Origin of the sequence: Bradyrhizobium icense, assembly GCF_001693385.1 — a bacterium.
Taxonomy (GTDB): Bacteria; Pseudomonadota; Alphaproteobacteria; order Rhizobiales; family Xanthobacteraceae; genus Bradyrhizobium; species Bradyrhizobium icense.
In genome coordinates this window covers 14571-41117 of sequence record NZ_CP016428.1, presented here as the reverse complement: position 1 = coordinate 41117, position 26547 = coordinate 14571, and the positions used below count along the sequence as shown (strand labels likewise).

At 64.2% G+C, this 26547-nt stretch carries 26 protein-coding genes and 1 pseudogene; 23 read left to right on the top strand and 4 right to left on the bottom strand.

Annotated elements, in window-relative coordinates; translation table 11 throughout:
* Nucleotides 1-3 precede the first annotated feature (3 nt).
* The gene (gene dnaK / locus LMTR13_RS00225) at nt 4-1905 is read right to left on the bottom strand and encodes a molecular chaperone DnaK (protein ID WP_065726168.1); all 1902 of its coding nucleotides are present in this window, start codon (nt 1903-1905) and stop codon (nt 4-6) included.
* A 579-nt stretch (nt 1906-2484) separates the two neighbouring features.
* On the opposite strand from dnaK, the gene LMTR13_RS00220 reads away from it, so the two are divergent.
* From LMTR13_RS00220 to LMTR13_RS00205, 4 genes are all read left to right on the top strand, one after another.
* Nucleotides 2485-3438, top strand: a complete 954-nt coding sequence (locus LMTR13_RS00220) for a hypothetical protein (RefSeq protein ID WP_065726167.1) — start codon at nt 2485-2487, stop codon at nt 3436-3438.
* A 97-nt stretch (nt 3439-3535) separates the two neighbouring features.
* Nucleotides 3536-4249 carry a bifunctional nicotinamidase/pyrazinamidase gene (gene pncA, locus LMTR13_RS00215; protein ID WP_065726166.1) on the top strand — a complete coding sequence of 238 codons (714 nt, stop codon included), beginning with the start codon at nt 3536-3538 and terminating at the stop codon, nt 4247-4249.
* A 31-nt stretch (nt 4250-4280) separates the two neighbouring features.
* Entirely contained in the window at nt 4281-5132 is an 852-nt protein-coding gene (locus tag LMTR13_RS00210) for a helix-turn-helix domain-containing protein (protein WP_065726165.1), read from the top strand.
* An 81-nt stretch (nt 5133-5213) separates the two neighbouring features.
* Nucleotides 5214-5642: a VOC family protein gene (locus LMTR13_RS00205; RefSeq protein ID WP_236843252.1), complete on the top strand. Its 429-nt coding sequence runs from the start codon at nt 5214-5216 to the stop codon at nt 5640-5642.
* Between the two features lie 204 nt (nt 5643-5846).
* Here the strand turns inward: LMTR13_RS00205 and grpE are convergent, their stop codons facing one another.
* Together grpE and hrcA are read right to left on the bottom strand one after the other, a co-directional pair.
* On the bottom strand, nt 5847-6461 hold the full coding sequence (gene grpE / locus LMTR13_RS00200) for a nucleotide exchange factor GrpE (RefSeq protein WP_065726163.1): 615 nt from the start codon (nt 6459-6461) through the stop codon (nt 5847-5849).
* A gap of 118 nt (nt 6462-6579) precedes the next feature.
* Nucleotides 6580-7668, bottom strand: coding sequence for a heat-inducible transcriptional repressor HrcA (gene hrcA / locus LMTR13_RS00195; RefSeq protein ID WP_065726162.1), 1089 nt, complete (start codon nt 7666-7668; stop codon nt 6580-6582).
* Nucleotides 7669-7945: 277 nt separating this feature from the next.
* On the opposite strand from hrcA, the gene rph reads away from it, so the two are divergent.
* The 3 genes from rph to hemW are packed head-to-tail and all read left to right on the top strand — an operon-like array spanning nt 7946 to nt 10462.
* On the top strand, nt 7946-8659 hold the full coding sequence (gene rph, locus LMTR13_RS00190) for a ribonuclease PH (RefSeq protein WP_065726161.1): 714 nt from the start codon (nt 7946-7948) through the stop codon (nt 8657-8659).
* Between the two features lie 11 nt (nt 8660-8670).
* Complete coding sequence (rdgB, locus tag LMTR13_RS00185; RefSeq protein WP_065726160.1) at nt 8671-9300, top strand: RdgB/HAM1 family non-canonical purine NTP pyrophosphatase; 630 nt, start codon at nt 8671-8673, stop codon at nt 9298-9300.
* The gene (hemW, locus tag LMTR13_RS00180) at nt 9293-10462 is read left to right on the top strand and encodes a radical SAM family heme chaperone HemW (protein ID WP_065726159.1); all 1170 of its coding nucleotides are present in this window, start codon (nt 9293-9295) and stop codon (nt 10460-10462) included. Before rdgB ends, hemW begins: the two co-directional genes overlap by 8 nt.
* A gap of 137 nt (nt 10463-10599) precedes the next feature.
* Here the strand turns inward: hemW and LMTR13_RS00175 are convergent, their stop codons facing one another.
* Nucleotides 10600-11811, bottom strand: coding sequence for a penicillin-binding protein activator (locus tag LMTR13_RS00175; RefSeq protein ID WP_065726158.1), 1212 nt, complete (start codon nt 11809-11811; stop codon nt 10600-10602).
* A 233-nt stretch (nt 11812-12044) separates the two neighbouring features.
* Between LMTR13_RS00175 and rsmI the strand changes: the two genes are divergently transcribed.
* From rsmI to LMTR13_RS00100, 16 genes and pseudogenes are all read left to right on the top strand, one after another.
* Nucleotides 12045-13010 carry a 16S rRNA (cytidine(1402)-2'-O)-methyltransferase gene (rsmI, locus tag LMTR13_RS00170; RefSeq protein WP_065726157.1) on the top strand — a complete coding sequence of 322 codons (966 nt, stop codon included), beginning with the start codon at nt 12045-12047 and terminating at the stop codon, nt 13008-13010.
* Nucleotides 12997-13410, top strand: coding sequence for a YraN family protein (locus LMTR13_RS00165; RefSeq protein WP_065726156.1), 414 nt, complete (start codon nt 12997-12999; stop codon nt 13408-13410). The genes rsmI and LMTR13_RS00165 overlap by 14 nt, the downstream gene beginning before the upstream one ends.
* Nucleotides 13411-13439: 29 nt before the next feature.
* The gene (gshB, locus tag LMTR13_RS00160) at nt 13440-14387 is read left to right on the top strand and encodes a glutathione synthase (RefSeq protein ID WP_065726155.1); all 948 of its coding nucleotides are present in this window, start codon (nt 13440-13442) and stop codon (nt 14385-14387) included.
* A 303-nt stretch (nt 14388-14690) separates the two neighbouring features.
* Complete coding sequence (locus LMTR13_RS40150) at nt 14691-15566, top strand: hypothetical protein (RefSeq protein WP_156795372.1); 876 nt, start codon at nt 14691-14693, stop codon at nt 15564-15566.
* Between the two features lie 153 nt (nt 15567-15719).
* Nucleotides 15720-16703 (top strand): MBL fold metallo-hydrolase, encoded by a 984-nt coding sequence (locus tag LMTR13_RS00150; protein ID WP_065726153.1) that lies wholly within the window; start codon nt 15720-15722, stop codon nt 16701-16703.
* Nucleotides 16704-16893: 190 nt separating this feature from the next.
* Nucleotides 16894-17076: a hypothetical protein gene (locus LMTR13_RS00145; protein ID WP_156795371.1), complete on the top strand. Its 183-nt coding sequence runs from the start codon at nt 16894-16896 to the stop codon at nt 17074-17076.
* Nucleotides 17077-17231: 155 nt separating this feature from the next.
* Nucleotides 17232-18306 (top strand): annotated as a pseudogene (locus tag LMTR13_RS00140) (YifB family Mg chelatase-like AAA ATPase); the annotation flags it as partial.
* Entirely contained in the window at nt 18295-18717 is a 423-nt protein-coding gene (locus tag LMTR13_RS42085) for a magnesium chelatase subunit ChlI family protein (RefSeq protein WP_335622107.1), read from the top strand. The pseudogene LMTR13_RS00140 and the gene LMTR13_RS42085, both read left to right, overlap by 12 nt.
* A gap of 203 nt (nt 18718-18920) precedes the next feature.
* On the top strand, nt 18921-19118 hold the full coding sequence (napE, locus tag LMTR13_RS00135) for a periplasmic nitrate reductase, NapE protein (protein ID WP_065726151.1): 198 nt from the start codon (nt 18921-18923) through the stop codon (nt 19116-19118).
* Nucleotides 19119-19124: 6 nt separating this feature from the next.
* Nucleotides 19125-19406, top strand: coding sequence for a 4Fe-4S dicluster domain-containing protein (locus tag LMTR13_RS00130; RefSeq protein WP_065726150.1), 282 nt, complete (start codon nt 19125-19127; stop codon nt 19404-19406).
* A complete protein-coding gene (locus LMTR13_RS00125; RefSeq protein ID WP_065726149.1) occupies nt 19403-19666 on the top strand; it encodes a chaperone NapD in 264 nt (87 codons plus the stop codon). The genes LMTR13_RS00130 and LMTR13_RS00125 overlap by 4 nt, the downstream gene beginning before the upstream one ends.
* 3 nt (nt 19667-19669) lie before the next feature.
* Complete coding sequence (napA, locus tag LMTR13_RS00120) at nt 19670-22165, top strand: periplasmic nitrate reductase subunit alpha (protein ID WP_065726148.1); 2496 nt, start codon at nt 19670-19672, stop codon at nt 22163-22165.
* Nucleotides 22138-22635 (top strand): nitrate reductase cytochrome c-type subunit, encoded by a 498-nt coding sequence (locus LMTR13_RS00115; protein ID WP_065726147.1) that lies wholly within the window; start codon nt 22138-22140, stop codon nt 22633-22635. The genes napA and LMTR13_RS00115 overlap by 28 nt, the downstream gene beginning before the upstream one ends.
* A gap of 8 nt (nt 22636-22643) precedes the next feature.
* Nucleotides 22644-23336, top strand: a complete 693-nt coding sequence (locus LMTR13_RS00110; RefSeq protein WP_065726146.1) for a cytochrome c3 family protein — start codon at nt 22644-22646, stop codon at nt 23334-23336.
* Nucleotides 23337-23585: 249 nt separating this feature from the next.
* Nucleotides 23586-24053 (top strand): hypothetical protein, encoded by a 468-nt coding sequence (locus tag LMTR13_RS00105; protein WP_065726145.1) that lies wholly within the window; start codon nt 23586-23588, stop codon nt 24051-24053.
* A 223-nt stretch (nt 24054-24276) separates the two neighbouring features.
* A complete protein-coding gene (locus tag LMTR13_RS00100) occupies nt 24277-26508 on the top strand; it encodes an ATP-binding protein (RefSeq protein WP_065726144.1) in 2232 nt (743 codons plus the stop codon).
* Nucleotides 26509-26547 lie beyond the last annotated feature (39 nt).

The following is a 26547-nucleotide window of genomic DNA, read 5'->3' as shown; positions in this document are numbered from 1 at the left end:
CGCTTATGCCGACTTCTTGTTGTTCTTGTCGTCGTCGACCTCGGTGAACTCCGCGTCGACCACGTCATCCTTGGCAGCATCCCGCTTGGCGTCCGCCTCGGCCTGCTGCTTGTACATGGCCTCGCCGAGCTTCATCGAAGCCTGCGCCAGCGTGTTGGTCTTGGCCTTGATGGCCTCGGCGTCGTCGCCCTTCAGCGCTTCCTTCAGATCGCTGACGGCGTCCTCGATGGCGCGGCGCTCGCTTTCCTCGACCTTCGAACCGTGTTCGGCCAGCGCCTTCTCGGTGGAATGCACCAGTGCGTCGGCATGGTTCTTGGCGTCGACAGCCTCGCGGCGCTTCTTGTCCTCGGCCGCATTGGCTTCGGCGTCCTTGACCATCTTCTGGATGTCGGCCTCCGACAGGCCGCCGGATGCCTGAATCCGGATCTGCTGCTCCTTGCCGGTCGCCTTGTCCCTGGCCGAGACGTTGACGATGCCGTTGGCGTCGATGTCGAAGGTGACCTCGATCTGCGGCATGCCGCGCGGCGCCGGCGGAATGCCCATCAGGTCGAACTGACCGAGCACCTTGTTGTCGGCCGCCATTTCACGCTCGCCCTGGAAGACGCGGATGGTGACGGCGTTCTGGTTGTCCTCGGCGGTCGAGAACACCTGGCTCTTCTTGGTCGGGATCGTGGTGTTGCGGTCGATGATGCGGGTGAACACGCCACCCAGCGTCTCGATGCCGAGCGACAGCGGCGTCACGTCGAGCAACAGCACGTCCTTGACGTCACCCTGCAGCACGCCGGCCTGAATCGCCGCACCGATGGCGACGACTTCATCCGGGTTGACGCCCTTGTGCGGCTCCTTGCCGAACAACTGCTTCACGACTTCCTGGACCTTCGGCATGCGGGTCATGCCGCCGACCAGCACCACCTCGCCGATTTCGGCGGCGGTGAGGCCTGCGTCCTTCAGCGCCTTGCGGCACGGCTCGATGGTCTTCTGGACGAGATCGTCGACCAGAGCTTCGAACTTGGCGCGCGTCAACTTCATCGTCAGATGCTTCGGCCCGGTCTGGTCCGCCGTGATGAAGGGCAGGTTGATTTCGGTCTGCGTCGTCGAGGACAGCTCGATCTTGGCCTTTTCAGCGGCCTCCTTCAGGCGCTGCAGGGCGAGCTTGTCGTTGCGCAGGTTGATGCCCTGCTCCTTCTGGAATTCATCGGCGAGATAACCGACCAGGCGCATGTCGAAATCTTCACCGCCGAGGAAGGTATCGCCATTGGTCGACTTCACCTCGAACACGCCGTCGCCGATTTCCAAAATCGAGACGTCGAAGGTGCCGCCGCCGAGGTCGTAAACCGCAATCGTGCCGGATTTCGATTTGTCGAGACCGTAGGCGAGCGCTGCCGCCGTCGGCTCGTTGATGATGCGCAGCACTTCGAGACCGGCGATCTTGCCGGCGTCCTTGGTGGCCTGACGCTGCGCGTCGTTGAAGTAGGCGGGGACGGTGATGACGGCCTGCTCGACCTTCTGCCCGAGATGGGCTTCCGCGGTCTCCTTCATCTTCTGCAGGATGAAGGCGGAGACCTGCGAGGGCGAATAGGTCTTGCCGTCGGCTTCGACCCAGGCGTCGCCGTTCGATGCCTTGACGATCTTGTAGGGAACGAGCTTCTTGTCCTTCTCGACCATCGGGTCGTCGTAGCGGCGGCCGATCAGGCGCTTCACCGCGAAGAACGTCCGCTCGGGATTGGTCACCGCCTGGCGCTTGGCGGGCTGGCCGACGAGGCGCTCGCCGTCATCGGTGACGGCAACGATCGAAGGCGTGGTGCGCATGCCTTCCGCGTTCTCGATGACTTTTGCAGTCTTGCCATCCATTACGGCGACGCACGAATTCGTGGTGCCGAGATCGATCCCAATGACCTTTCCCATGGTCCTCATATCCTTCTTTTTGCGGCAGGTTGGCTGGGCCCTGGACGGCGCACCTAACCGAACCCCCAACGTTCAAATACTCGCGATATTGCGACGGTGAGCCTCATATAGGAGGGTGGGTTAGGCCTGCAAGGACCGAACGCAAGCTTAGGGCCTGAAAAGCCTGACGTTTGGAAGAATGTGTCAACCCGGGCGGCTCGGGGCCTGTGCCCGGAGCGCGATTAAGAAATCGGCAAGGCCGCTCGTCGATCGCGCCGCGGAGACGTTGCGCAGCAATTGGGTATCGGCCTATCGAGTGGGCTCGGGACGCGTCCGAGGGGGAGCGGTATTTGGCCGCTGGAGGCGCCTCAAAAAGAGCCCGAAGACCGGGCAGAAACCCGCAAAAAAGCCGAGATATCGGAACGTAACGGGGGAACGGACGCCTACCCAGCCCTGTTGCAGGGACGTCAAAACCGCTAAAAGCGGGCCGACTGGAACGACGCTGTCGTACCCAACAGGCCCAGAGATACGACTAGAGATTCCACGCGCTGCATCGTCCGGCCCACTGAGCGGCCTCCATGCAAACCCGGTAGATCCTCCATGAAGCCCCTTCGCTACTTCGCTGCGGTTGCCCTGATCGTCGCCGCCATATCTTCTGCCGTTGCCGCTTCCGCGTTTGCCGCCGATCCGGTCTTTCCGCCGGGCGCCAGGGTCGGCATGACGCCGCTGGTCGGCCTCAACAAGGCCAAATCCTTCATCGGCTTCGAGACCGAGGATAAGGGCGTCAAGGTGCTGGTCGCGGACCTGCCCGCGGAAGCCTATGGCGAGGTCGCCAATGCCTTCAAGGCCAATCCCGGCGGCACTGGCGGCATCAAGCCGGAGAGCATCGAGACCAAAGCGGGACTCGCCTACTACACCGCCGAAAATGCCAAGGACGGCGCCACCAACGTGCGCCGCTATTCCATGATCCTGCCCGGCCCCACCTTCTCGGGCTACGTCGCCGTGCAGGTGCCGGAGAACGCCTCGAAGATCTATACCGACGATGCCGTGCGCCAGATGTTTGCATCCGCCGTGATCCGCAACGAGGTGCCGATCGACGAGCAGCTCGGGCTGATGCCGTTCAAGATCAGCGAACTCTCGAGCTTCAAGAACGTCCGCACACTGGCGCCGGGAGCGGCCCTGATCCTTTCCGACAGCGACGAAAAGAAAGGCTTCGAGATCGCGCCCTTCATGATCATCGGCCTGATCGGCTCGACGGCGGCATCGCCTGACGATCGCGGCCGCTTTGCCCAGCAGATCGCGACAACCATTCCCGGCGTACGCGACGGGCGCATCACGATGTCCGAGCCGGTCCGCATCGATGGCCAGCCCGGCTACGAGACGCGCATCGATGCCATCAGCGGCAAGGACAACACGCCGGTGACGATCGTGCAGTGGCTGCGGTTCGGCTCGCAGACCTCGATGCGCATCATCGGCTCTTCGCCGCGCGACGACTGGACCAAGGCCTTTCCACGATTCCGCGCCGTGCGCGACGGAATCCATCCGCGGACCTGATCGCGAAATTTGCGGGCCGCGCCGCAATTTCGGGCTTTCGTTCGCACATGCGTGGAACTAGCCTTTCCCCGTCGGGTTCACAACCGGGAGAAGCACGATGCTCGATCGCTGGCTGGTTCTGACAGCGCTCAGTGCGACGTCCATCGCTGCCCTCGCTCCAACGGCGCTTTGGAACGCACCGATCGAACCTGACGACGCATCCGCGCTGCTCGTCATCGACGTGCAGAACGATTTTCTGCCCGGCGGCAGCCTCGCGGTCAATGACGGCGATCAGGTCGTTCCCGTCATCAACCGCATCGCCGAGAGTTTTGCCAATGTGGTGCTGACGCAGGACTGGCACACGCCGGGCCATATCTCGTTCGCCACATCCCATTCCGGCCGGAAGCCGTTCGAAACCATCGATCTACCCTACGGCAGGCAGGTGCTGTGGCCCGAGCACTGCGTGCAGGGCACCGAGAGCGCCTCGCTGTCGAAGGACCTTTCGATCCCGCATGCCGGCCTCGTCATCCGCAAGGGATTTCACAAGGGAATCGACAGCTATTCGGCCTTCACCGAGGCCGACGGCAAGACCACGACGGGGCTCGCCGCCTACCTGAAGGCGCGCGAGGTGAAGCGGGTTTTCCTCGCCGGCCTCGCCACCGACTTCTGCGTGGCATGGAGCGCGCTCGACGCTCGCAAGGCGGGCTTCGAGACCTATGTGATCGAGGACGCCTGCCGCGGCATCGACACCCAGGGCTCGCTCGCACAAGCCTGGGCCGACATGACCAAGGCGGGCGTCAAGCGCATTCAGTCGGGGGACATCGCAGGCTAGCGCGTTCGTTCGCCCAGTTCAGAGGCTTGGGATGTCAGGTCCAGCGGCTCCATTCGCGTTCGAGATAATCCGTCGTGCGCCGTCACAGCGCATCGCGGGCCTGATCACTGGCATGACCGGTTATCGCGAAACGGCGCGCGGCCGGTTTGTCCAGCGCGAAGCCGCCGGCCTGGTGGTGCCGCTGATCATCAGCTTCGGCACGCCGTTCCTGATTGCGCTCGGGCGCGAGCCTGACGCCGCCGACCGGCAGCCGAGCTTCGCCGCCGGGCTTTATGCCGGCCCGGTTCATATCGAATCCGATGGCGGCGCCGAATGCGTGCAGGTCGATTTCACGCCGCTCGGCGCCTATCGCTTCTTTGGCGGCGCCGTCGTCGATCTCGCCGCGCGCATGGTCGACATCGGCGACGTGCTGGGCCGCGAAGGGCGTGAGCTGCGCGATCGGCTCGGTGCTATAGCCCGCTGGCAGGATCGCTTCGATCTGGTCGAGGATTTTGTTGCAGGCCGTGCCAGCCATCGGCCTTCGCCCGAGATCGCTTTCGCCTATGGACGGCTGGCACGCAGCACGGGCGGCGTGCGCATCGCTGCGCTTGCAAGAGAGATCGGCTGGAGCCGCAAGCATTTGGTCGATCGCTTCCGAACGGAGATTGGTCTGGCGCCGAAGCCGGTTGCCCGCATGATGCGCTTTCATGAAGCGTGCCGACTGGCGCGGAGGGGAGCGGCAAGCGGCTGGGCAGGGATAGCGGCCGAAAGCGGCTATGCCGACCAGGCGCATCTCGTCCGCGAATTTTCAACCCTTGCCGGCGAACCGCCAACGGCCTGGGCCCACCGGCTGGCGCTGACTGACAGCCGCCTGCTGCGCTCGCTGGACGCACTGGACGCCTGACCACTCTGGTAACAAATCTTCAAGCCGACACTGCCGTGCGTGCGCACAATGGCGCAGCAACAGTCCGCAAGGAGTTTTTCCGTGACCCAACGAAGCGAAAACGAAGCGCCGCGCATCTATCCGACGATGCGCTGTCGGAATGACGAGGCCATGATCGGCTGGCTGAAAGACGTGATCGGCTTCACCGAACGCGTCATCTACCGCAACGGCGACACGGTGCAACATGCCGAACTTGCCTACGGCTCCTCGCTCCTGATGCTCGGCCAATGCAGTGACGACGAATACGGCAAACTGGTCGGCGATATCAATGGCCGCCGCACCGACGCGCTCTACGTCGCGGTCGACGATCCGGATGGGCTGTACGCCAAGGTGAAGGCTTCCGGAGTCAAGATCGAGATGGAACTGCACGATACGGATTATGGCAGCCGCAATTTCGCCTGCCGGGATCCGGAAGGCAATCTCTGGAATTTTGGCACGTACCGGCCGAACGCGGACGAGAAGCCGCTGTAAGCGCAGGCCAGCGTCGAGCGCATTCAGTCGGGCGCCCGATGAATCCAGTTTTTGTAACGCCTATTGTGGGCGTTCCCCGGATGCTGCGCAGCGCGCCGCGCATGCGGCGTGGTGCGCTGCTGATCCGGGGTCCATACGCTGCGGCTTGGGTCCCGCCTCTGCGCAGCGGCGTTTCACGCCGCACCGCGTCCGGGACACGAGATGCTAGCTTTGCTCTGAGGGAGCAGTGGCCGGCGCTGCCTTGGCGCCACCTTTCGACACACCGACGAGTGCCGGGCGCAGCACGCGTTCGCCGATCATGAAGCCGGCCTGCACGACCTGAACCACTGTTCCTGCGGGAACGGAAGGGTCGGGCACTTCGTACATCGCCTGCTGGAAATTGGGATCGAATTTCTCGCCCGACGGATCGAACTTCTTGACGCCGTTCTTCTCCAGCGTGTTCAGCAGCGAGCGCTCAGTCAGCTCGACGCCTTCGATGAAGGCCTTCAGCGCCGGATCGGCGCTGGCCTTGGTTTCGGCCGGCATGGCATCGAGCGCGCGCTGCAGATTGTCGGCGATTTCGAGAATGTCGCGGGCGAAGCCGGTGATGCCATAGGCGCGCGCGTCGGCGACTTCCTTGGCAGTGCGCTTGCGCAGGTTTTCCATCTCCGCCAGCGTGCGGAGCATCTTGTCGCGCGCTTCCGCCGCTTCCTTCATCAACGCCTCGACCGATCCTTCCTCGGGATCGTCGGGCATGATGTAGGGTTTTGAGACCACGGGCTCGCCGGTCTGGTTGGCCGGGTTCACCGCGTCATCACTCGGCCGGTTGGGATCGGTCATAAGACTGCCTTCTCAAAAAACGGTTCTGGTTCGATGGGGATTTGCTGAGCGGGATATCGTGCTTTAGGGGCCGAAAATCAAGCGCAACCAGCCAGGATTGGGGTCGATTCGTGGCGGATCAGCCGCCCAGCATCCGGCTGACGATCCGGGCGGCGTAATCCACCGTTGGAATTACCCTTGCATAGTTCAGCCGGGTCGGCCCGATCACGCCGAGAACGCCGACGATGCGACCCGACGCGTCGCCATAGGGCGCGATGATGGTGGAGGAACCGGACAGCGAGAACAACTTGTTCTCCGATCCGATGAAGATCCGCACGCCTTCGGCGCGCTCGGCGCGGCCGAGCAGATCGATCACGCCGCGCTTGGTCTCGAGATCGTCGAACAGCGATTTGACGCGTTCGAGATCTTCCAGCGCGTGCAAATCTTCCAGCAGGTTGGCGTGGCCGCGCACGATCAATTGCCGGTCCTCGTTTTCGCCGCCCGACCAGCTTGCGATGCCCGCCTCGATCACCTTCTGCGTCAGTTGGTCGAGCTCGATGCGGCTCTGCGCCATCGCGGTTTCGAGTTCGAGCCGCGCTTCGGCGAGCGTACGGCCGCGAATCCGCGCATTGAGAAAATTGCTCGCTTCCGTCAGCGCCGACGAAGGCACGCCGGGCGGCAGCGCCAGCACGCGGTTTTCGACCTGCCCGTCTTCGCCGACCAGCACGACCAGCGCGCGCTCCGGCTCCAGGCGGACGAATTCGATGTGCTTCAGCCGCGAATTGGATTTCGCGGTCAGCACCACCGCAGCCGCCCGCGTCAGGCCGGACAGCCGCGTCAGCGCCTCGCCGAGCGCCGCCTCGACCGATTGCGCCCGGCCGACGGAGGCAAGCTGGCTCTGGATCGATTCCCGCTCGGGCTCGGTGAGATCGCCGACCTGCATCAAGGCGTCGACGAAGAAGCGCAGGCCGAGTTCGGTGGGCAGGCGGCCGGCCGAGGTATGCGGCGCATAGATCAAGCCGAGCGCCTCGAGATCCGACATCACATTGCGGACCGAAGCCGGCGACAGCGGCACCGCGATCAGACGCGAAATGTTGCGCGAACCAACCGGTTCGCCGGTCGCGAGATAACTCTCGACGATTTGACGAAAAATATCGCGCGAGCGCTCGTTGAGCTGGGCGAGCCCCGCATGCGGCGCGATCAGGCCAATCGGATCGTGGTGGGCCACTGTTAACTCCCTGATACCCCTAATTTGTCGATCCGGCGGGCCGATGACAAGCGTCCGCTTCGCATAGCGTTTTCGAGCGAGGCATGCCCTCGGATTTGATCCGGGGTGGCGCCGGTTCGGGTAAAGAAAACGCGTCAAAACAAGAAGGTAGAGGTTCGGTTCTGATTGATTCAGAACCGAACCTCTACCCCCAAGGGCAAAAGCCCTTGCCGCTGCCCGTTCCCCCTCCTACAAGCACCCGCGAACGAATTTTCGTCGACTTTCGAAAGGATTTCTCATGCGGCCGAGCCGCCGTGCGCCCGATCAGTTGCGCCCCGTGTCGCTGGAACGCGGCGTGGTCAAATATGCCGAAGGTTCCTGCATGGTGAAGTTCGGCGACACCCATGTGCTGGTCACCGCTACGCTGGAAGAACGGCTGCCGCCCTGGTTGAAGGGGCAGGGCCGCGGCTGGGTCACGGCCGAATACGGCATGCTGCCGCGCGCCACCTTGGAGCGTACCCGCCGCGAGGCGGCGGCCGGCAAGCAGGGCGGGCGCACGGTCGAGATCCAGCGGCTGATCGGCCGCTCCTTGCGCGCAGCCGTCGACCTCGAAGCGCTCGGCGAGCGTCAGATTACGGTGGATTGCGACGTGATCCAGGCCGATGGCGGCACCCGCACAGCCTCGATCACCGGCGCCTGGGTGGCGCTGGCCGACTGCATCGGCTGGATGAAGAACCGCAACATGCTGAAAGCCAACGTGCTGCGCGACAATGTCGCCGCGATCTCCTGCGGTATCTATCAGGGCACGCCGGTGCTCGACCTCGACTATGCCGAGGATTCCGAGGCCGAGACCGATGCCAATTTCGTCATGACCGGCGACGGCCGCATCATCGAGGTACAGGGCACCGCCGAGAAGACGCCGTTTTCGCAAGACGAGTTCCTGGCGCTGATGGAACTGGCGCGCAAGGGTGTCGCGCGCCTGGTGGACTTGCAGAAGCTGGCCGTCGCGTAGTCTGATCGCACATGCACCGTCGAATCACCGGCCGGCTCGTGATCGCGACCCATAATCCCGGCAAACTTGCCGAGATGCGGGAATTGCTGGCGCCGCACGGGGTTGAGGCGGTCTCCGCGGGCGAACTGGGCCTCGGCGAACCGGTAGAGACCGGCAAGACGTTTCGGGCCAACGCGTCAATCAAGGCGATCGCGGCGGCGAAGGCCGCGCAATTGCCGGCCTTTGCCGATGATTCCGGCCTCGTGGTCGATGCGCTCGATGGCGCGCCGGGAATCTATTCGGCGCGCTGGGCGGGCGAGGGCAAGGATTTCATGGCGGCGATGACAAGGATCGAGCGCCTGTTGCAGGAGCGCGGCGCGACCACGCCCGAGAAACGCAAGGCGCATTTCGTTTCCGCGCTCTGCGTCGCCTGGCCCGACGGCCATCTCGAAGAGGTCGAGGCCCGCGCCGATGGAACCCTGGTCTGGCCGCCGCGCGGCACCGCCGGTTTCGGCTATGATCCGGCATTCCTGCCCGACGGGCATACGCGGACCTTTGGCGAGATGAGTTCGATCGAAAAGCACGGGCTGCCGCCGCTCGGACTGGGCCTGTCGCACCGGGCACGGGCTTTCGTCAAACTGGCGGAGATCTGCCTTGGCTAGTCGCGAGCGCCCCCGCCCCAAGGACGCCTTCGGCGTCTACGTGCACTGGCCGTTCTGCCTGTCGAAATGCCCCTATTGCGATTTCAACAGCCACGTCCGCCACGCACCCATCGACGAGCAACGTTTTGCGCGCGCGTTCGCGCGAGAGATCGAAACCACGGCGGCGCGCGCACCGGGGCGGACCGTGACGTCGATCTTTCTCGGCGGCGGCACGCCGTCCTTGATGCAGCCGCAGACCGTCGCCGCGATTTTGGATGCGATCGGCAAGCACTGGCGCGTCGCCGGCAATGTCGAGGTCACGCTCGAAGCCAACCCCACCAGCGTGGAAGCGACGCGGTTTCGCGGCTACCGCGCAGCCGGCGTCAATCGCGTCTCGCTTGGCGTACAGGCGCTCGACGACGCCTCGCTGAAGGCGCTCGGACGGCTGCATACTGCGCGCGAGGCGCTCGATGCGGTCGCGATCGCGCGCACTGCGTTCGACCGCTACTCATTCGACCTGATCTACGCCCGCCCCGACCAGACTCCGCAGATGTGGGCGGATGAACTGAAGCTCGCGATCTCTGAAGCCGCCGAGCATCTCTCGCTCTACCAACTCACCATCGAGGAAGGCACGCCGTTCTTCGGCCTGCACGCGGCGGGCAAACTCAAGACACCAGACGAGGCGGTGGCGCGTGCGCTGTACGACGTGACGCAGGAAGTCTGCGCACATCATGGCTTGCCGGCCTACGAGATTTCCAATCACGCCCGTGAAGGGGCGGAATGCCAGCACAATCTCGTCTACTGGCGCGGCGAGGAATATGCCGGCATCGGCCCCGGCGCACATGGCCGCCTCGACATCGACGGCGCGCGACACGCGACCGCGACCGAGAAGCGCCCGGAAGCCTGGTTGATGCGCGTCGAGGCCAACGGCCACGGCGTCGTCACCGACGACTACCTCAACAGCGAAGAACGCGCCGATGAATTTTTGCTGATGGGATTGCGCCTCGCCGAAGGCATCGATCCCGAACGTTATGCGGCATTGTCAGGCCGCACGCTCGATCCGCATCGCATCGCCGTGCTGCGCGAGGAAGGCGCGATCACTGTCGATACGGATGGCAGGCTGCGCGTGACGAAGGACGGTTTTCCGGTGCTGGACGCGGTGGTGGCGGATCTCGCCGCGTGACAGCCGTCGTTCCTGCGACCGCAAGAGGCACAAGCGGCGACGGCTTCTCTCAAAAACAACGATGGTGGCTATGGGCGCCCCTCGCTCCTACCCTGGCGAAGCCTTCGGCGTAGACGGGTCGCAGGGGCGACGAGAGATCACGCCCCAAAACTCTTCGGCGAACCGGCGACCGGCGTGCTGCCGCCGCTGGCGACCTTCATCACGGCAAGGCCGCGCTCGTTGGTGCCGTCGGAGCGGAAGCGGAACAGGCCGTCGGTACCGGCGAAGCCGGACGGGTTAGTCAGCGTCTCTGGCGCAAAGCGTTGGCCGCCCTGCTGCTTCGACAGCGCAGCAACCAGCGCGACGGCATCGTAAGCGAGCGTTGCGGTGCGCACGGGGTCCGTGCCGTATTTGGCGCGGTAGCGGCCGGAGAAGGCGCGGAAACCCGACGGATCGGGCGCGGCATAGAGCCCGCCCTGCAGCGTCGCGTTCGCATAGACGCGCGGATTGTCCCAGAGCCCCGTGCCGAGCAACTGGATGTTGCGCAAGTTCGCGCCCGCAGCGGTCAGGGCGTCCGCCGTCGCCACGACGGATTCGCCGTCGTCGGCGATGAACAGCGCGTCCGCCGAGCCGAGCGACTGCGCCACCGTCCGCGCCGCCCCGGCGCGATCGGCGGTGTATTTCTCGAAGGCGACGATGCGCCCCTTGCGGCCGGCTGCCTGCTTGAACGCCGCTTCCACCACATTGCCATAGGCATTGTCGGGCAACAGCGCCGCAAACGACCGCTTTCCGATGCTGGCGGAATAATCGACGATCCGGTTGACGTCGGACTCCGGCAGGAAGCTCAGGAGGTAAACACCGCGGCCGGCCACGCTGGAATCGGTCGAGAACGCGATCACCGAAATGCCGCGCGCCCGCGTCAGTTGCGCGGTCGCCGGCACCGATGCCGCAAACAGCGGCCCCAGAATGATTTCCACGCCTTCGTCGAGCGCCTGCTGGGTCACCTGCTGGGCGCCCTGCGGACTGCCGCTGTCGTCCTTGATCAGAAGCTGAATGTTCGGGTTCTGGAATTCCGCCAGCGCCATCTCGGCCGCATTCTTCATCGATTGCGCGGCGACGCCGGCATTGCCGGCAGCCGAGAGCGGCAGGATCAGGCCGACCTTGACCTGCCCGGTGCCAACCGCAAGCGGCTGTTGCTGCGGGCCCGGCGGCCCCTCGGGCGCGGACGGGCCGAACGGGCTGGAAACCTGGCCGCCGGCGCAGGCGCCGAGCAGCGGTGCCCCGAGAATAAGGCCAAGTGCCGTCCGCCGGGTCGGGCTTGACGGGCACGGAACCGAGGATCCGGGCTTACGATTGAGCGGGCCTACCATTCTGTCTCTTCTCTTGACCGACCGCCGTCGGTCAGGATTCCGGCTTTCTGGGCCGAAGCACCTGAACCGCTACTGAACCCTACATTCGGGATTCTGCATATTGTCGAGGATTAGTTAACCAAAACAAAAGGATTACGATCTCGCCACACATCGCTGGCCGCGGGGAACTCCGGTTTTTGCCGCCGTCCCAGCCAGATATAGCGCTTGCTCCAAGACCCCTTTAGATTGTCACGATGCGCGCAAAGCCCAGTTCAAGCTATGGCTCTGATACCGAACCGGGTTCGGCCAACAGAACTTTTTTGATTGGCGGCCACACTCTGAATGCTCCGAAGCCGGTTCCCGGTCTCTATCTGGTGGCGACCCCGATCGGCAATCTCGGCGACATCACCTTGCGCGCGCTGGAGACCCTGGCCGGCGTCGACATCATCGCCTGCGAGGACACCCGCATCACCCGCCGCCTGGTCGAACGCTATGCGATCTCGGCGGAACTCAAGCCATATCACGAGCACAACGCGGCGATGGCAAGGCCGAAAATCCTGGAGCGGCTGGCGCAGGGCGCTTCGATCGCGCTGGTGTCGGACGCCGGCACGCCACTGATCTCCGACCCCGGCTTCAAGCTGGTGCGCGAGGTCTCTGCAGCCGGCCATGCCGTGATCGCGGTGCCCGGTGCATCCTCGGTGCTGACGGCACTTTCGGTCGCGGCACTACCCACCGACCGGTTCTATTTCGAGGGATTTTTGCCGGCCAAACAAGTCTCGCGGCGGAGTCGGCTCGCAGAACTCTCCCGGATCGACGCCACGCTGGTGATGTTCGAATCCGGCAACCGGGTGCAGGAAACGCTCGCCGACCTCGCCGAGATCATGGCCGGGCGCGACGCCGCGATCTGCCGCGAACTCACGAAGCTGCACGAGGACATCAAGCGCGCGCCGATATCAGAACTGGCGAAAGCCGCAGGCACGCTGGAAACCCGCGGCGAGTTCGTGCTCGTCATCGGCCCGCCGCGCAAGGACGCCGATATCATGACGCAGCACGACCTCGACGATCTGCTGCGATCGTCGCTGGCGCGCGAAAGCGTCAAGGACAGCGTCGCGCATGCGGTCGAGCTTTCGGGGCGCCCGCGCCGCGAAGTCTATGCCCGCGCATTGGAGCTTGCCAAAGAAACCCCCAGGCGAGCACGAGGCGGCGATGGCGAAGGCTGACGGCCCCACGCCGCCCGATGCGACCGCCAAAATCGCCGCCCCCGAGCGGGTCGCGGCCTTTCGCACCGGGCTTTCAGCCGAAAGCCGCGCTGCGGCCTATCTGATGGCAAAAGGCTACCGCATCCTGGCAAAGCGCTTCCGCACGCCCTATGGCGAGATTGACCTGGTGGCGAGGAAGCGCAATCTGGTCGCCTTCATCGAGGTCAAGGCCAGAGCCAGCCTCGATGACGCCGCCTACGCCGTTACGGCGCGCCAGCAGGCCCGCATCATCGACGCAGCGCAGGCCTGGCTGATGGCGCATCCCGAGCATGCCGAATTCGAGCTTCGTTTCGACGCCGTCCTGATTGCACCCAGACGTCTGCCACGCCATCTGTTAGCGGCATTCGACGCCAGCGTTTAAGATTCCCTCCAGAGACCCGGACCTCACTCATGAAACTGAATGTCGCCGTCCAGATGGACCCCATCGCGCGTATCAACATCCGCGGCGATTCGACCTTCGCCCTGATGCTGGAAGCGCAAAAGCGCGGCCATGGGCTTTCCTATTTCACGCCGGACCAGCTATCGCTGCGTGGCGAGGAGTTGGTGGCGCCGGTGCAGGTGGTGACCGTGCGCGACGAGGCCGGCAATCATTTCACGCTCGGTGAGCCCAAGCGCCAGCCGCTGAACGCTTTCGACGTCATCCTGTTGCGGCAGGAGCCGCCGTTCGATATCGCCTACATCACCTCGACGCATTTGCTGGAACGAATCCATCCCAGGACGCTGGTCGTCAACGATCCCGCCAGCGTGCGCAACGCGCCGGAAAAGATGTTCGTGCTGAACTTTCCTCAACTGATGCCGCCGACGCTGATCTCGCGCGACCTCGACGAAATCAATTCGTTCCGCGAAGAGCATGGCGCGGTCGTCATGAAGCCGCTGCACGGCCATGGCGGCGCGGCAGTGTTTCGCGTGATGCCGCAGGACATGAATTTCGGCTCGCTGTTCGACATGTTTTCCGTCACCTTCAGGGAGCCTTGGGTGATCCAGCGCTTCCTGCCCGAGGTGAAGCACGGCGACAAGCGCATCATCCTGATCGACGGCGAATTCGCCGGCGCCGTCAACCGCGTCCCCGCTCCCGACGACCTCCGCTCCAACATGGTGCGCGGCGGCGCCGCGCAGTCGACCGACCTTTCGCCGCGCGAGCGCGAGATTTGCGACACGTTGGGCCCGGCCTTACGCGAACGCGGCCTGCTGTTCGTCGGCATCGACGTGATCGACGGCAACCTCACCGAGATCAACGTGACCTGCCCGACCGGCATCCGCGCGATCCAGCGGCTCGGCGGACCGGACGTCGCGGCAAAGATCTGGGATACCATCGAGAAAAAGCGCGGCGGGAAGTAATTTCCCCTCGTGGGCTGTCGACCAGTTCATTCGCAGCACGCTCATACGCGGCCGGACCTGGGCCGGATGAATGCGGCCGGATGAATTGCGTGCGCCTCCTGCCGGCCGATTGGAACCGGCGAGGAGAGCCGCGGCACCGTTCTGCTACGCCGCCGGGAGTGGCGACGCTGGATTACAGGACGCTATCGCCATGTGATCCCATATCCTATCATCATGCCGCCGTTCTTTGGGCAAGACTGCACGGAGCGCTGCCGGATGCTCGACCGGCCACCTTCGGATGACATTGGACGGAAAGGAACGCCAATGAACTCCACACCTACTCCGAAACAAACCGAACCCCACGATGCCCTAAAACAAACCGAACCCCACGATGCCCTAATCGGGCCCGCCGACGAACGGCTCGCGCATGCCCACGAACAGATAAAAAGCGCGGATGAGCAGCTTGCGCGTTTGACTGAACAGGTCGCAAAAATGGAGCGCGATGCCGCGCATCCGCCTTCGGCCCGACCCGCCGCGCAGTCGGCGCGACCTGGCCCGCAATCACCACCAGGAAGGCTGACGCTCCGCACCCTCGCCGCCTTGCCCCTGGCGGCGTTCATCATTGTCGCTGCCCTGGTTTTGCAGTCGTCCTATGGCGGCGGAGCCAAGCAGGTTGTCGCCTGGTGGGCGCCGCAGCCCGTTTCATCTCCGTCATTGCCGTCGGAAAATCCGCCGGTTCCCGCGCAGCCCGCTCCATCCACCGTTCAACTGGCGGCCGCGGAGACAGCACCCTCGCAAGCGTCCTCACCGCAAGCAGCACCCCCGCAAGCACCAACCTTGGCTCAGGCCGCACCACCGCAAGACGCCCCGCCGCCAGCTACAGCGGCGCTTCCCGACCAGACTCAGTTGCTGCAAACGATCGCGCGCGACCTCGCGAACCTGGAACGAAACATCGAACAGCTCAAGGCGAACCAGCAACAAATGGCCAGCGACAATGCAAAAGCCATTGGGGAGCTGAAGACGAGCCAGGAAGAGATGAAACGCGATCTCGCGAAGGTTTCCGAGCAGAACTCGCCCAAGGCATCAGCGCGTCCGGCGCAGCCGGCTCCGACCTTGCGCAAACCAGAGCGGTCGCCGCCGCAAGCGAGAACGCGGCCTCGATACCCAAGGGAGTGGATGTACGACGACTACGATTGGTAGCTGTCCGGTCCCGCGGCGCGTCATCGCATTTTCACATCCCTGTCGTGTCCCTTCATCCCACTTGCCAATTTCGGGAAGCGGGAGCAGCCTGTAGCGACGGATGAATCCGTCCGGGCACGTACTGCAATCAATAAAATTAGTGGAGGAAGACGCATGACGACGAATCTTTCGCGACGGTCTTTGCTTGCGCTCGGTGCTGGACTCGGAATGGGTCTTGGCGCTTCAACGATGCTCGGCGGCAGCGCGCTGGCCAAAGCGCCAAAACTCGGCACGCAGACGCCCTACTGGCACCGTTTCGTTCTCGGCGACGCCGAAGTCACCGTGGTCTCCGACGGCCCGCTGCCGCTGGGCGATCCCTCCGGCACGTTTACCGGCGTGCCGAAGGAGGAAGTGAAGAAGATGCTGTCCGACAACTTCCTCAACCCGGACAACGTCGTGCTCGAGCAGAACTCGCCGATCGTGAACACCGGCGACAAGCTGATCCTGTTCGATACCGGCATGGGCACCTCGAAGGCATTCGGCCCGACCACCGGCCAGCAGCAGAAGAACATGATGGCGGCCGGCATCAAGCCGACGGACATCGACGCCGTGGTGTGCTCGCACGCCCATATCGATCACATCGGCGGCCTTGTCGGCGCCGACGACAAGCCGCTATTCCCGAACGCGCAGGTCTACATCGCCCAGAGCGATTTCGATTTCTGGACCGATGAAGGCAAGCTCGGCAGTCCGCTGAAGGACTTCATCATCCACGCCCGCAAGAACCTGATGCCGGTGCGCGACCGCATCGTCTTCATCAAGGACAACCAGGAATTCCTGCCCGGCGTCACCGCGCTCGCGGCTCCTGGCCACACCGTCGGCCACACCATCTTCATGGTCAGTTCGAAGGGCAAATCCTTCTGCTTCCTCGGCGACCTCTCGCACCACGCGGTGCTGCTGCTGGAGAAGCCGCGGATGGAGTTCTCCTACGACAGCGATCCGAAGCAGGCGGCCGCCTCACGGGTGAAGATGCTGGACATGCTCGCGGCCAACAAAATTCCCGTGATGTCCTATCACTTCGCCTGGCCGGGCTACGGCCACGTCGCCAAGAACGGCGATGGCTTCCGGTATTATCCCGAGCCGATGAACATGCAGCTCTGAGAAGGACGCCTGATTTGGGGTCGGCCGGTGGTCGGCCCCGGATCATCCAAGTGCTGCCGCACACCCGCATGCGTGCGGCTGAGATGCTTCGTCGAGGGGCCTTCATCGAAAGGGCCCAAATTAGGAACCATCGCGCTTCGCCGAAATTGGTCTTCCTCAGCGCTTGGCAGCCAGTATGGAGGCCCGGCAAATGACCAAGGATATGGTGGCAATCGGAGCCGGAATGCTCGTCGTCTGGCTCGCGGTGTGGAGCGTCCGGGGTATCCCCGAGAATAAGAACCCTGCAAAGACAGAGGCGGTGCGCGTTCTCGCTGATGATCCGGCGCTGAAGCTTGTTTCCGAGCACAGCCCGTACATGCGAACGGAGCGCTAGCCAGGCAGCGCGGGTCGAAATGTCGACGATCGGTTGAGCACCGGTATGTCGATGCAGGATGTGCGCTGACAGACCCCAGGCGCAAGATGTTCTCTTAATGTTCTTGACTTGCTCTCCGGTTCCCCGCTACCTTCGATTGCGTCAAGAGGGGCAGCATGGTTGCGCGGGTATCTACCGTAGCTTTTGAGGGGATCGAGGCCCGCGCGGTCGACGTGCAGGTGCAGGTCGCGCCCGGGCTGCCGGCGTTTGCGATCGTGGGTCTGCCGGACAAGGCGGTGTCCGAGGCGCGCGAGCGGGTGCGCTCGGCGCTGATCGCCTCGGGGCTGGCCCTGCCCGCGCGGCGGATCATCGTCAACCTCGCGCCGGCCGATCTGCCGAAGGAAGGCAGCCATTATGATCTGCCGATCGCGCTTGGCCTGATGGCGGCGATCGGCGCGATCCCGCCGGATGCGCTCAACGGCTTTACCGTGCTCGGCGAACTCGGGCTCGACGGCTCGATCGCGCCCGTTGCAGGCGTGCTTCCGGCGGCGATCGGGGCGAATGGGCGCGAGGAAGGACTGATTTGCCCGGCGGCGTGCGGCTCGGAAGCCGCCTGGGCGAGCCCGGACATCCAGATCATCGCGGCCAAATCGCTTATCCAGATCGCCAACCATTTCAAGGGCACACAGGTGCTATCGCGGCCACAGCCGAAAGTGCACGAGCCGGAAGCGACGCATCTCGACTTGCGCGACATCAAGGGCCAGGAAAGCGCCAAGCGCGCGCTGGAGATCGCCGCGGCCGGCGGGCATCACTTGCTGATGATCGGCTCGCCCGGTGCGGGCAAGTCGATGCTGGCGGCGCGGCTGCCTTCGATCCTGCCGCCGCTGTCGCCATCCGAGCTTCTCGAAGTATCTATGATCGCCTCCGTCGCCGGCGAAATCCGCGACGGCGCATTGACCGCGCGGCGGCCTGCGCGCAAGACCCGGCGAGATTTCGCTGGCGCATCAGGGCGTGCTGTTCCTCGACGAATTGCCGGAGTTCGATCCGCGCGTCCTGGACTCGCTGCGCCAGCCGCTGGAGAACGGCGAGGTCTCGGTGTCGCGCGCCAATCACCGCGTCACCTACCCCGCGCGCTTCATGCTGGTCGCGGCGATGAACCCGTGCCGCTGCGGCCAGGCCTATGATCCCGGCTATTCCTGCAGGCGCGCACCGGTCGACCGCTGCACCGCGGATTACCAGATGCGCATCTCCGGCCCGCTGATGGATCGCATCGACCTGCGCATCGAGGTGCCGGCGGTGACCGCCGCCGACCTGATCCTGCCGCCGCCGTCCGAAGGCTCGGCCGAAGTCGCAGCCCGCGTCGCCGCCGCGCGCGACATCCAGCTCGCGCGTTATGCCGCGGCCGGCATGCCGCATATCCGCACCAATGCCGAAGCGCCGGCCTCGCTTCTGGAAACGATCGCGCAACCAGATTCGCAGGGCCAAAAACTTTTGCGCGACGCCGCCGAAACCATGAAGCTGACCGCGCGCGGCTATCACCGCGTGCTGCGCGTCGCGCGCACGCTCGCCGACCTCGATCGTGCGGAAAAGATAGGCCGGTTGCATCTCGCCGAAGCACTTTCGTATCGCGCGCTGGCGGAGGATTTGCGGCGCGCGGCGTAGTGCATCGCACGATCCCTGCTCGGCGCGAGGAATGCCGAAAGAGCATAAAATAATTCAATCATTTATCATTCTTCGCTTGATCCAAATCAATGAGTGAGCCCTGGAATGGCGTCGCCTTCGTCCGACGGCGGCAGAATAGCTGGCACAAGGGGAAGGTGTAGCCGGCTCGCTGGTTGTTCGAATCCGAGGCGGCAGGTCATTACATGGTCGACACGTCAACGAAACATGATGCGCAGCCGGGCAAGGCACCTGAGACCGGTCGTCGTGCTGAGCTGATCGTCTTCGCCGTCATCGCAGCCTTCATCTGGCCGATCGTGGCGGTCGGCGTGGTCGGCGGATACGGTTTTCTCGTCTGGATGTCCCAATTGATCCTGGGACCGCCCGGCCCCCCGGGAGGATGAGGCGTCATGGAACCCCAGGGACCCTCGCGCCGCGCCTTGTTTCGCGGACAACTCCTCTCCAGGCCGGTCGCCCTGATCGGTGACGCGTGCCTCGCCGAAGCCGGCATCGTCTGTCGCTCCTGCGGCGATGCATGTCCTGCGTCGGCTATTCGTTTCCGCCCCAGAATTGGATTGCCGCCGCAGGCCATCGTCAACGAAGCCGTCTGCACCGGATGCGGTGAATGCGTCGATGCCTGCCCGGGCGCCACGATCACCCTGGGCGCTGCGCACGGTGGAGACGCCGCATGACAGGCGAAGCCACCATTCACATTTCGAGCGCGGTCGTCTCCGTGCTGCCGGAACGCCGGGATGAGGTGCTGCGCGCGCTCGCTGCCCTGCCCGACGTTGAGATCCATCAACGCGACGCCTCGAAGATCGTCATCGTGATGGAGGCGGCCGAGAGCGGAATCCTCGGCGGCCGCCTCGCCCAGATCGCAACTTGGCAGGGCGTCCTGTCCGCCAACATGGTGTTCGAACAGGTTGAACGGCTTGCCGATATCGGAGACTAGAACATGTCACTCTCGCGACGCGAATTGTTGAAGGCGCAGGCCGCCGCTGTCGCCGCCGCGGCCGCCGGCATGACTGTTCCTGCCGTGGCGCAACCGGTGGCGGGCGGCGTCGGATCGCTGGAGATCAAATGGTCGAAGGCCCCGTGCCGCTTCTGCGGCACCGGATGCGGAGTGATGGTGGGTGTCAAGGGCGGCAAGGTCGTCGCGACCCACGGCGATACGCTCGCCGAGGTCAATCGCGGACTGAACTGCATCAAGGGATATTTCCTCTCCAAGATCATGTATGGCGGCGACCGCCTGACCACGCCGCTGCTGCGCAAGAAGGGCGGCGTCTTTGACAAGAACGGCGAACTGACGCCGGTGAGCTGGGACGAAGCCTTCGATGTGATGGCCGCCCGCGCCAAGGCGGTGCTGAAGGACAAGGGCCCGACGGCGCTCGGCATGTTCGGCTCGGGGCAATGGACCGTCTTCGAAGGCTACGCCGCCACCAAGCTGATGCGGGCCGGCTTCCGCTCCAACAACCTCGATCCGAACGCGCGTCACTGCATGGCGTCGGCGGCGGTCGCCTTCATGCGCACCTTCGGTGCGGACGAGCCGATGGGCTGCTATGACGATTTCGAGGCGGCGGATGCGTTCGTGCTGTGGGGCTCGAACATGGCCGAGATGCACCCGATCCTCTGGACGCGGCTCACCGACCGGCGCCTGAGCTACCCGCATGTCAAAGTGGCGGTTCTCTCGACATTCACGAACCGCAGTTCTGATCTCGCCGACATCCCGATCGTGTTCAAGCCCGGAACGGATCTGGCGATCCTGAACTACATCGCCAACCACATCATCACGACCGGCCGGGTCAACCAGGATTTCGTGAAGAACCACACCACCTTCGTGAAAGGCGCCGTCGATATCGGATATGGCCTGCGCGCGGATCATCCGCTCGAGGTCAAGGCGAAGGGCGCGGCCGCTCCCGGCGCAACCCAGCCGATCGACTTCGACGCCTACGCCGCCTTCGTGAAGGATTACACGCTCGCGAAAGTATCGGAGCTTACCGGAGTCGAACGCGGCTTCCTGCAGGAGCTTGCCGAACTCTATGCGGATCCCAAGCGCAAGGTGATGTCGCTCTGGACGATGGGCTTCAATCAGCACGCCCGCGGCGTATGGGCCAACCAGCTTCTCTATAATCTGCACCTGCTGACGGGGAAGATCTCCGAGCCCGGCAATTCGCCGTTCTCGCTGACCGGACAGCCGTCCGCCTGCGGCACCGCACGCGAGGTCGGCACCTTTGCGCACCGCCTGCCGGCCGACATGGTCGTCAACAACCCGGAACACCGCAAGCACGCGGAAGAGATCTGGCGCATCCCGCACGGCATCATTCCGGAGAAGCCGGGTTACCACGCGGTCGAACAGGACCGGATGCTTCACGACGGCAAGCTGAACTTTTACTGGGTTCAGGTGAACAACAACATGCAGGCCGCGCCGAACAATTCGCGCGAGACCTATCCCGGCTACCGGAATCCGAACAATTTCATCGTCGTCTCGGACGTCTATCCGACTGTCACCGCAATGGCCGCCGATCTCGTTCTCCCCGCCGCGATGTGGGTCGAAAAGGAAGGTGCCTACGGCAACGCGGAACGCCGCACCCATGTATGGCGGCAGCTTGTCGATGCGCCCGGCGAGGCGCGCTCCGACCTCTGGCAGATGATGGAGTTCTCCAAGCGGTTCACCACCGACGAGGTGTGGCCGGAGCAGATACTGGCCGCCAATCCCAATTATCGCGGCAAGACGCTGTTCGATGTTCTGTTTCGCAACGGCAATGTGGACAAGTTCCCGCTCAGCGAAATTCCCGCCGAGTACGAAAACCGCGAGGCGAAGGCTTTCGGGTTCTATGTGCAGAAGGGCCTGTTCGAGGAATACGCCCAGTTCGGCCGCGGTCATGGCCACGATCTCGCATCCTACGACACGCTTCACGAAAATCGGGGAATGCGCTGGCCCGTCGTCGACGGCAAGGAAACGAAGTGGCGCTATCGCGAAGGCTTCGATCCCTACGTCAAGAAGGGCAAGGGCGTCGAGTTCTACGGCAACAAGGACGGCAAGGCGAGAATCCTCGCGGTGCCCTATGAGCCGCCGGCCGAATCGCCCGACAAGGAATACGACATCTGGCTGGTCACGGGCCGCGTGCTCGAACATTGGCACTCGGGGTCGATGACCATGCGGGTGCCGGAGCTCTACAAGGCGTATCCCGGCGCCAGAGTTTACATGCATGCCGAGGACGCTTACGCCAGAGGCATCAATCAGGGCGCCGAGGTCCGGGTGGTGTCGCGGCGCGGCGAAATCCGAACCCGGGTGGATACCAAGGGACGCAACCGGATGCCGCGCGGCGTCGTCTTCGTTCCCTGGTTCGACGCCAGCCAGCTCATCAACAAGGTAACGCTGGACGCAACCGATCCCATTTCCAAGCAGACGGACTTCAAGAAATGCGCGGTCAAGATCATCCCGGCCTGAAGAGCTTTCGAAGTCCTGTAGCGGGCGCGCTGCTCGGCGGCATGCTGGTATTCGTCTGCGGTGCGATCTACGCCCAGAACGCGCCGCAGATCGTGCCGCGCGTGACCGGAGCCGCAGCGCCGATGGGAGACGTGCCGGCGCCGCCTTTGGCGCGGCCGGTCACGGATGACAAGCGGCTGATGCGCAACTATCCGGAGCAGCCGCCGATCATTCCGCACTCCATCGATAATTATCAGCTCACGCTCAAGACCAACCGCTGCCTCGACTGCCATCGGCGGCAGTTCACTGAAGGCTCAGGTGCGCCGATGATCAGCGTCACCCACTTCATGGACCGCGACGGACAGGTTCTCGCCGACGTTACACCCCGCCGATATTTCTGCACCGCGTGCCACGTTCAGCAAACGGATGCGCAGCCGCTGGTTCCGAGCACCTTCAAGGATATGCTGCTCGTCGAACCCGGGAAGAAGTGAGAGCGTCGATGCAGCGGCTCAAGGCATTCCTGATCTGGTTCTGGCAGATAGCGAGCCGCCCAAGCACGCATTTGAGCCTGGGCTTCCTCGCGCTCGGAGGCTTTGTATGCGGCGTGCTGTTCTGGGGCGCCTTCAACACCGCGCTCGAGGTCACCAACACCGAGAAGTTCTGCACCTCCTGTCACGAAATGCGCGCCAATGTGTTCGAGGAGCTGCAGCACACCCCCCACTTCACGAACCGCTCGGGAGTCCGCGCGACTTGCCCCGACTGCCACGTTCCGCACGACTGGACCGACAAGATCGCCCGAAAGATGCAGGCCTCAAAGGAAGTCTGGGGCAAGATCTTCGGCGTGATTGATACCAGGCAAAAATTTCTGGATCATCGGCTCGCGCTCGCCAAGCACGAATGGGCGAGGCTGAAGGCCAACGATTCCCTTGAGTGTCGCAACTGCCACTCCTCGGCGGCGATGGACTTCGACAAGCAGACGCGGCGCGCTGCGGAAATCCACTCCAAGTTTCTCGTCACGAAGGAAAAGACCTGCATCGACTGTCACAAGGGCATCGCCCACGAACTGCCCGACATGACGGGCATCGAGCCGGGCTGGCGAGCGCCACCCGAGTTGAGGGACCGTCAGAGTTTTCGCGGCAATCCGCGGGACGAGCTTGCACGATACCTCGCCGTCACCGAAGCCGAACAATAGCGCGCCCGAGCAGAGCCTACGTGGCGATCTCGACATCGCTAACCGGCCCTCGGTCGAGTGATTTGCCGCGCGCACAAGCGAACATTCGACGCGCGGCTGCTGCCGCACCAAATCCCTTCGCCTCGCTCGCATCAAGGATGCTGCCGCCACACAAAACAACCCGCGTCAACACAGCGGTAACTAGTTTCCTTTACCCTCTGCCAACCATAAGTCCCATGTCGCGGGCTTACGGCGAGCGAGTAGCGTGTCATGTTGCGTTTGAAGATCCTGGCCTCGGTGATCCCGCTGGCAATTGTCGCCCTGTTCGCGCGCGACGAATTTTTGGCCGGTCCGCGACCCTGCATCGAAATATCAGGCACTTCCGTCCAGATCGCCGCCCTCTCCTGGCAGGCGCACCGGTATGTCAGTTTCACCGCCGATCCAGGCCGTGCGACGGTGCGGGTCCAGATTTCTGACAACGCGGAAGCGGCCGACTTTGCGGTGATCGACGATATCGATACGGCCGAAGCCGGCGCCTGCGAGAGCAACGCACCGCCGCTTCTGGTTGCGATCTCCCGGAAGCCCTCGGGTTCCGATCCGGTGATCTATCTGTCCAGGGATGGACCAGCCGACTACCGGATCTTCGTGTCCTCGAAGAACTTTTCGCTGCTCGATGCCGCCGCCCTGATCGTCGGCGCCCGCGGCGAGCGCCACCGCATCGAAGCGGCGTTACTCTAAATTCGGAGCATGGTCTTTTCGGAAAGCCGGTTTCCACTTTGCGCGAGCGCGGCCCTCCGGGTCCGGACCATGCTCTGTTAACGTTTCGTTCACCCTGTTCTCATCGCGGCCATGACGCGCTGGGAGCCTCAAGCACTTTGCAACATCGGCGACGCATCGTCTGCCCGGAGAGGCGGCGAAGCAAGCCGGTTCAATTCAAGCAGCAAGCTCAGGGTCATTGGCGATGGGGCGGACTTTCCGGATCAAACTTCGCTTTCGCCGTTTCGGCCGCCGGCATCCCTGGCTTGTCTTCGCGCTGCGCTCCTTGATGATCTTCTCGGTCGTGTTTGGCAGCGCCTTTGGCTTCATCGCCGGAGCCACGACGGAAAATTCCGGCTACGACCCGCACTCCTTTGCGATCGGCGTCGCCTTCCTGTTTGCGATCGCCTGCGTCGCGCTTGCCACGTTCAGCGTCCGGCTCCGCCTGCTGCGCAAGAAGATGCGCAAGGTCGCGCTGCATAATGAGGCGCTGGCCGACCGGAACTGGGAATTGCAGGAAGCCGAGCAGCGTACCCGGCGGCTGTTCGAATCGCAGGGCGACCTGATCGTTCTGCGCGACGGCGAGGGCCACATCACCTACGCCAACGACGCCTATTGCGAGCTGGCGCAAATGCCGCGCGACGCGCTGACCGGCAGCCGCTTCACGCTTTCCGTTCTCGAACAGGGCGATACCGCGCTCGAGCCGAACGGCACCCGCGTTCACGACCAGCGGATCGAGGGGCCGCTCGGCCCGCGCTGGATCGCGTGGCGCGAAGGGTTCGTCCGAAACGACGCCGGAGAGCGAGCGGAAATGCAAAGCGTCGGCCGCGACGTTACCGATCGCACCGAGAGCGAACGCGCGCTGACCGAGGCCCGCGACCAGGCGGACGCGGCAAGCCGCGCCAAGTCGCGCTTCCTCGCCATGGCGAGCCACGAGATCCGCACGCCGCTCAACGGCATCATCGGCATGAGCGGCCTGTTGATGGATACGCCGCTGACGCCGGAACAGGCGACCTATGTCAAGGCGGTGAAGACCTCCGGCGACGCGCTGCTCTCGCTGATCGAGGAACTGCTGGATTATTCCAAGATCGAGGCCGGCAAGATCGATCTCGAACATCGTCCTTTCGCCTTGTCGGGCCTGATCGAGGACATCACCGAATTGCTGGCGCCGCGCGCGGAGACCAAGAAGATCGAGGTGGCCGCCTATGTCGACGACCGGCTGCCGACGCACGTGATCGGCGACGCAGCTCGCTTGAGGCAGGTGCTGCTCAATCTCGCCGGCAACGCGATCAAGTTCACCTCGACCGGCGGTGTCGCGCTGATCGTCGAGCCCGGCATCTGGCCCAATGAAATCAGTTTCCTGGTGCGCGACACCGGCATCGGTATCGCCCCCGAGGCGCGCGAGCGGATTTTCCGCGAGTTCGAGCAGGCGGACGACAAGATCGCCCGCAGCTATGGCGGCACGGGTCTTGGCCTCAGCATCTCCGACCGCATCGTCAAGCGCATGGGCGGCCGCATCACGCTGGAGAGCACGCCGGGCACGGGCTCGACATTCGAAGTGTCGCTTCCCTTTGCCGCCGCAGGCGGCGAACAAACCTCTTTTGCGGCGCCGGACCTTTCCGGCCACTCGATCATGCTGGTCTCGCCCGCGAGCATCGAGGCCTCGCTGACCGCGCGGCGGCTACAGCGCTGGGGCGGGCAGACCTGCATGGTGTCAGACGCCGATGTCGCAGAGGCCCTGCTGCCCGAGCGCCCCTGGCACGCCGTGCTGATCGATCACGCGCTGGGGCTGGCCGAAATCGAACGGCTCGGCGAAGCCGCAAGCCTTCATGCCAATCAGCGCATCGTGATGTTCACGCCGGCGACGCGGCACGAAATGCAGCCGTCCGCCGCTTCCGCCCTCACCGGTTATCTGGTCAAGCCGCTACGCGCGGCCTCGCTCGCGGCCCGCCTGATGGCCGCGCCGGAAGTGGCCGCGCCGAGCCTGGATCCGGCCATCGACCCGAGCGAGACGCCGGCCGCGGCGGACAAGGGCCTGTCGATCCTGGTCGCCGAGGACAACCAGATCAATGCGCTGTTGATCCGATCGCTGCTCGGCCGGCTCGGCCATCACGCCGTCATCACCACCGACGGCGCCGAGGCGCTGGAGTCCTGGCTCTCGGCGAAATCCGCGGGCAGCCCCTATGACCTCGTCCTGATGGACATCCAGATGCCGCAGCTCAACGGCATCGAAACCACCAAGCGGATTCGTACCCTCGAATCCGGCGAGCCGGGTAACCGGACGCCGATCCTTGCGCTCACCGCCAACACGCTGGTGGAAGATCGCTACGCCTGCTTCGAAGCCGGCATGGACGGATTCTTGATCAAGCCGCTCGACCGCGAAAAACTCGCCGAGGCGCTCGCGGGGCTGGTCGCATCACGGCACATCGCGGCGTGAGATCGAAACGACTCGACGTCGTCCCTGCGTGCGCATTGC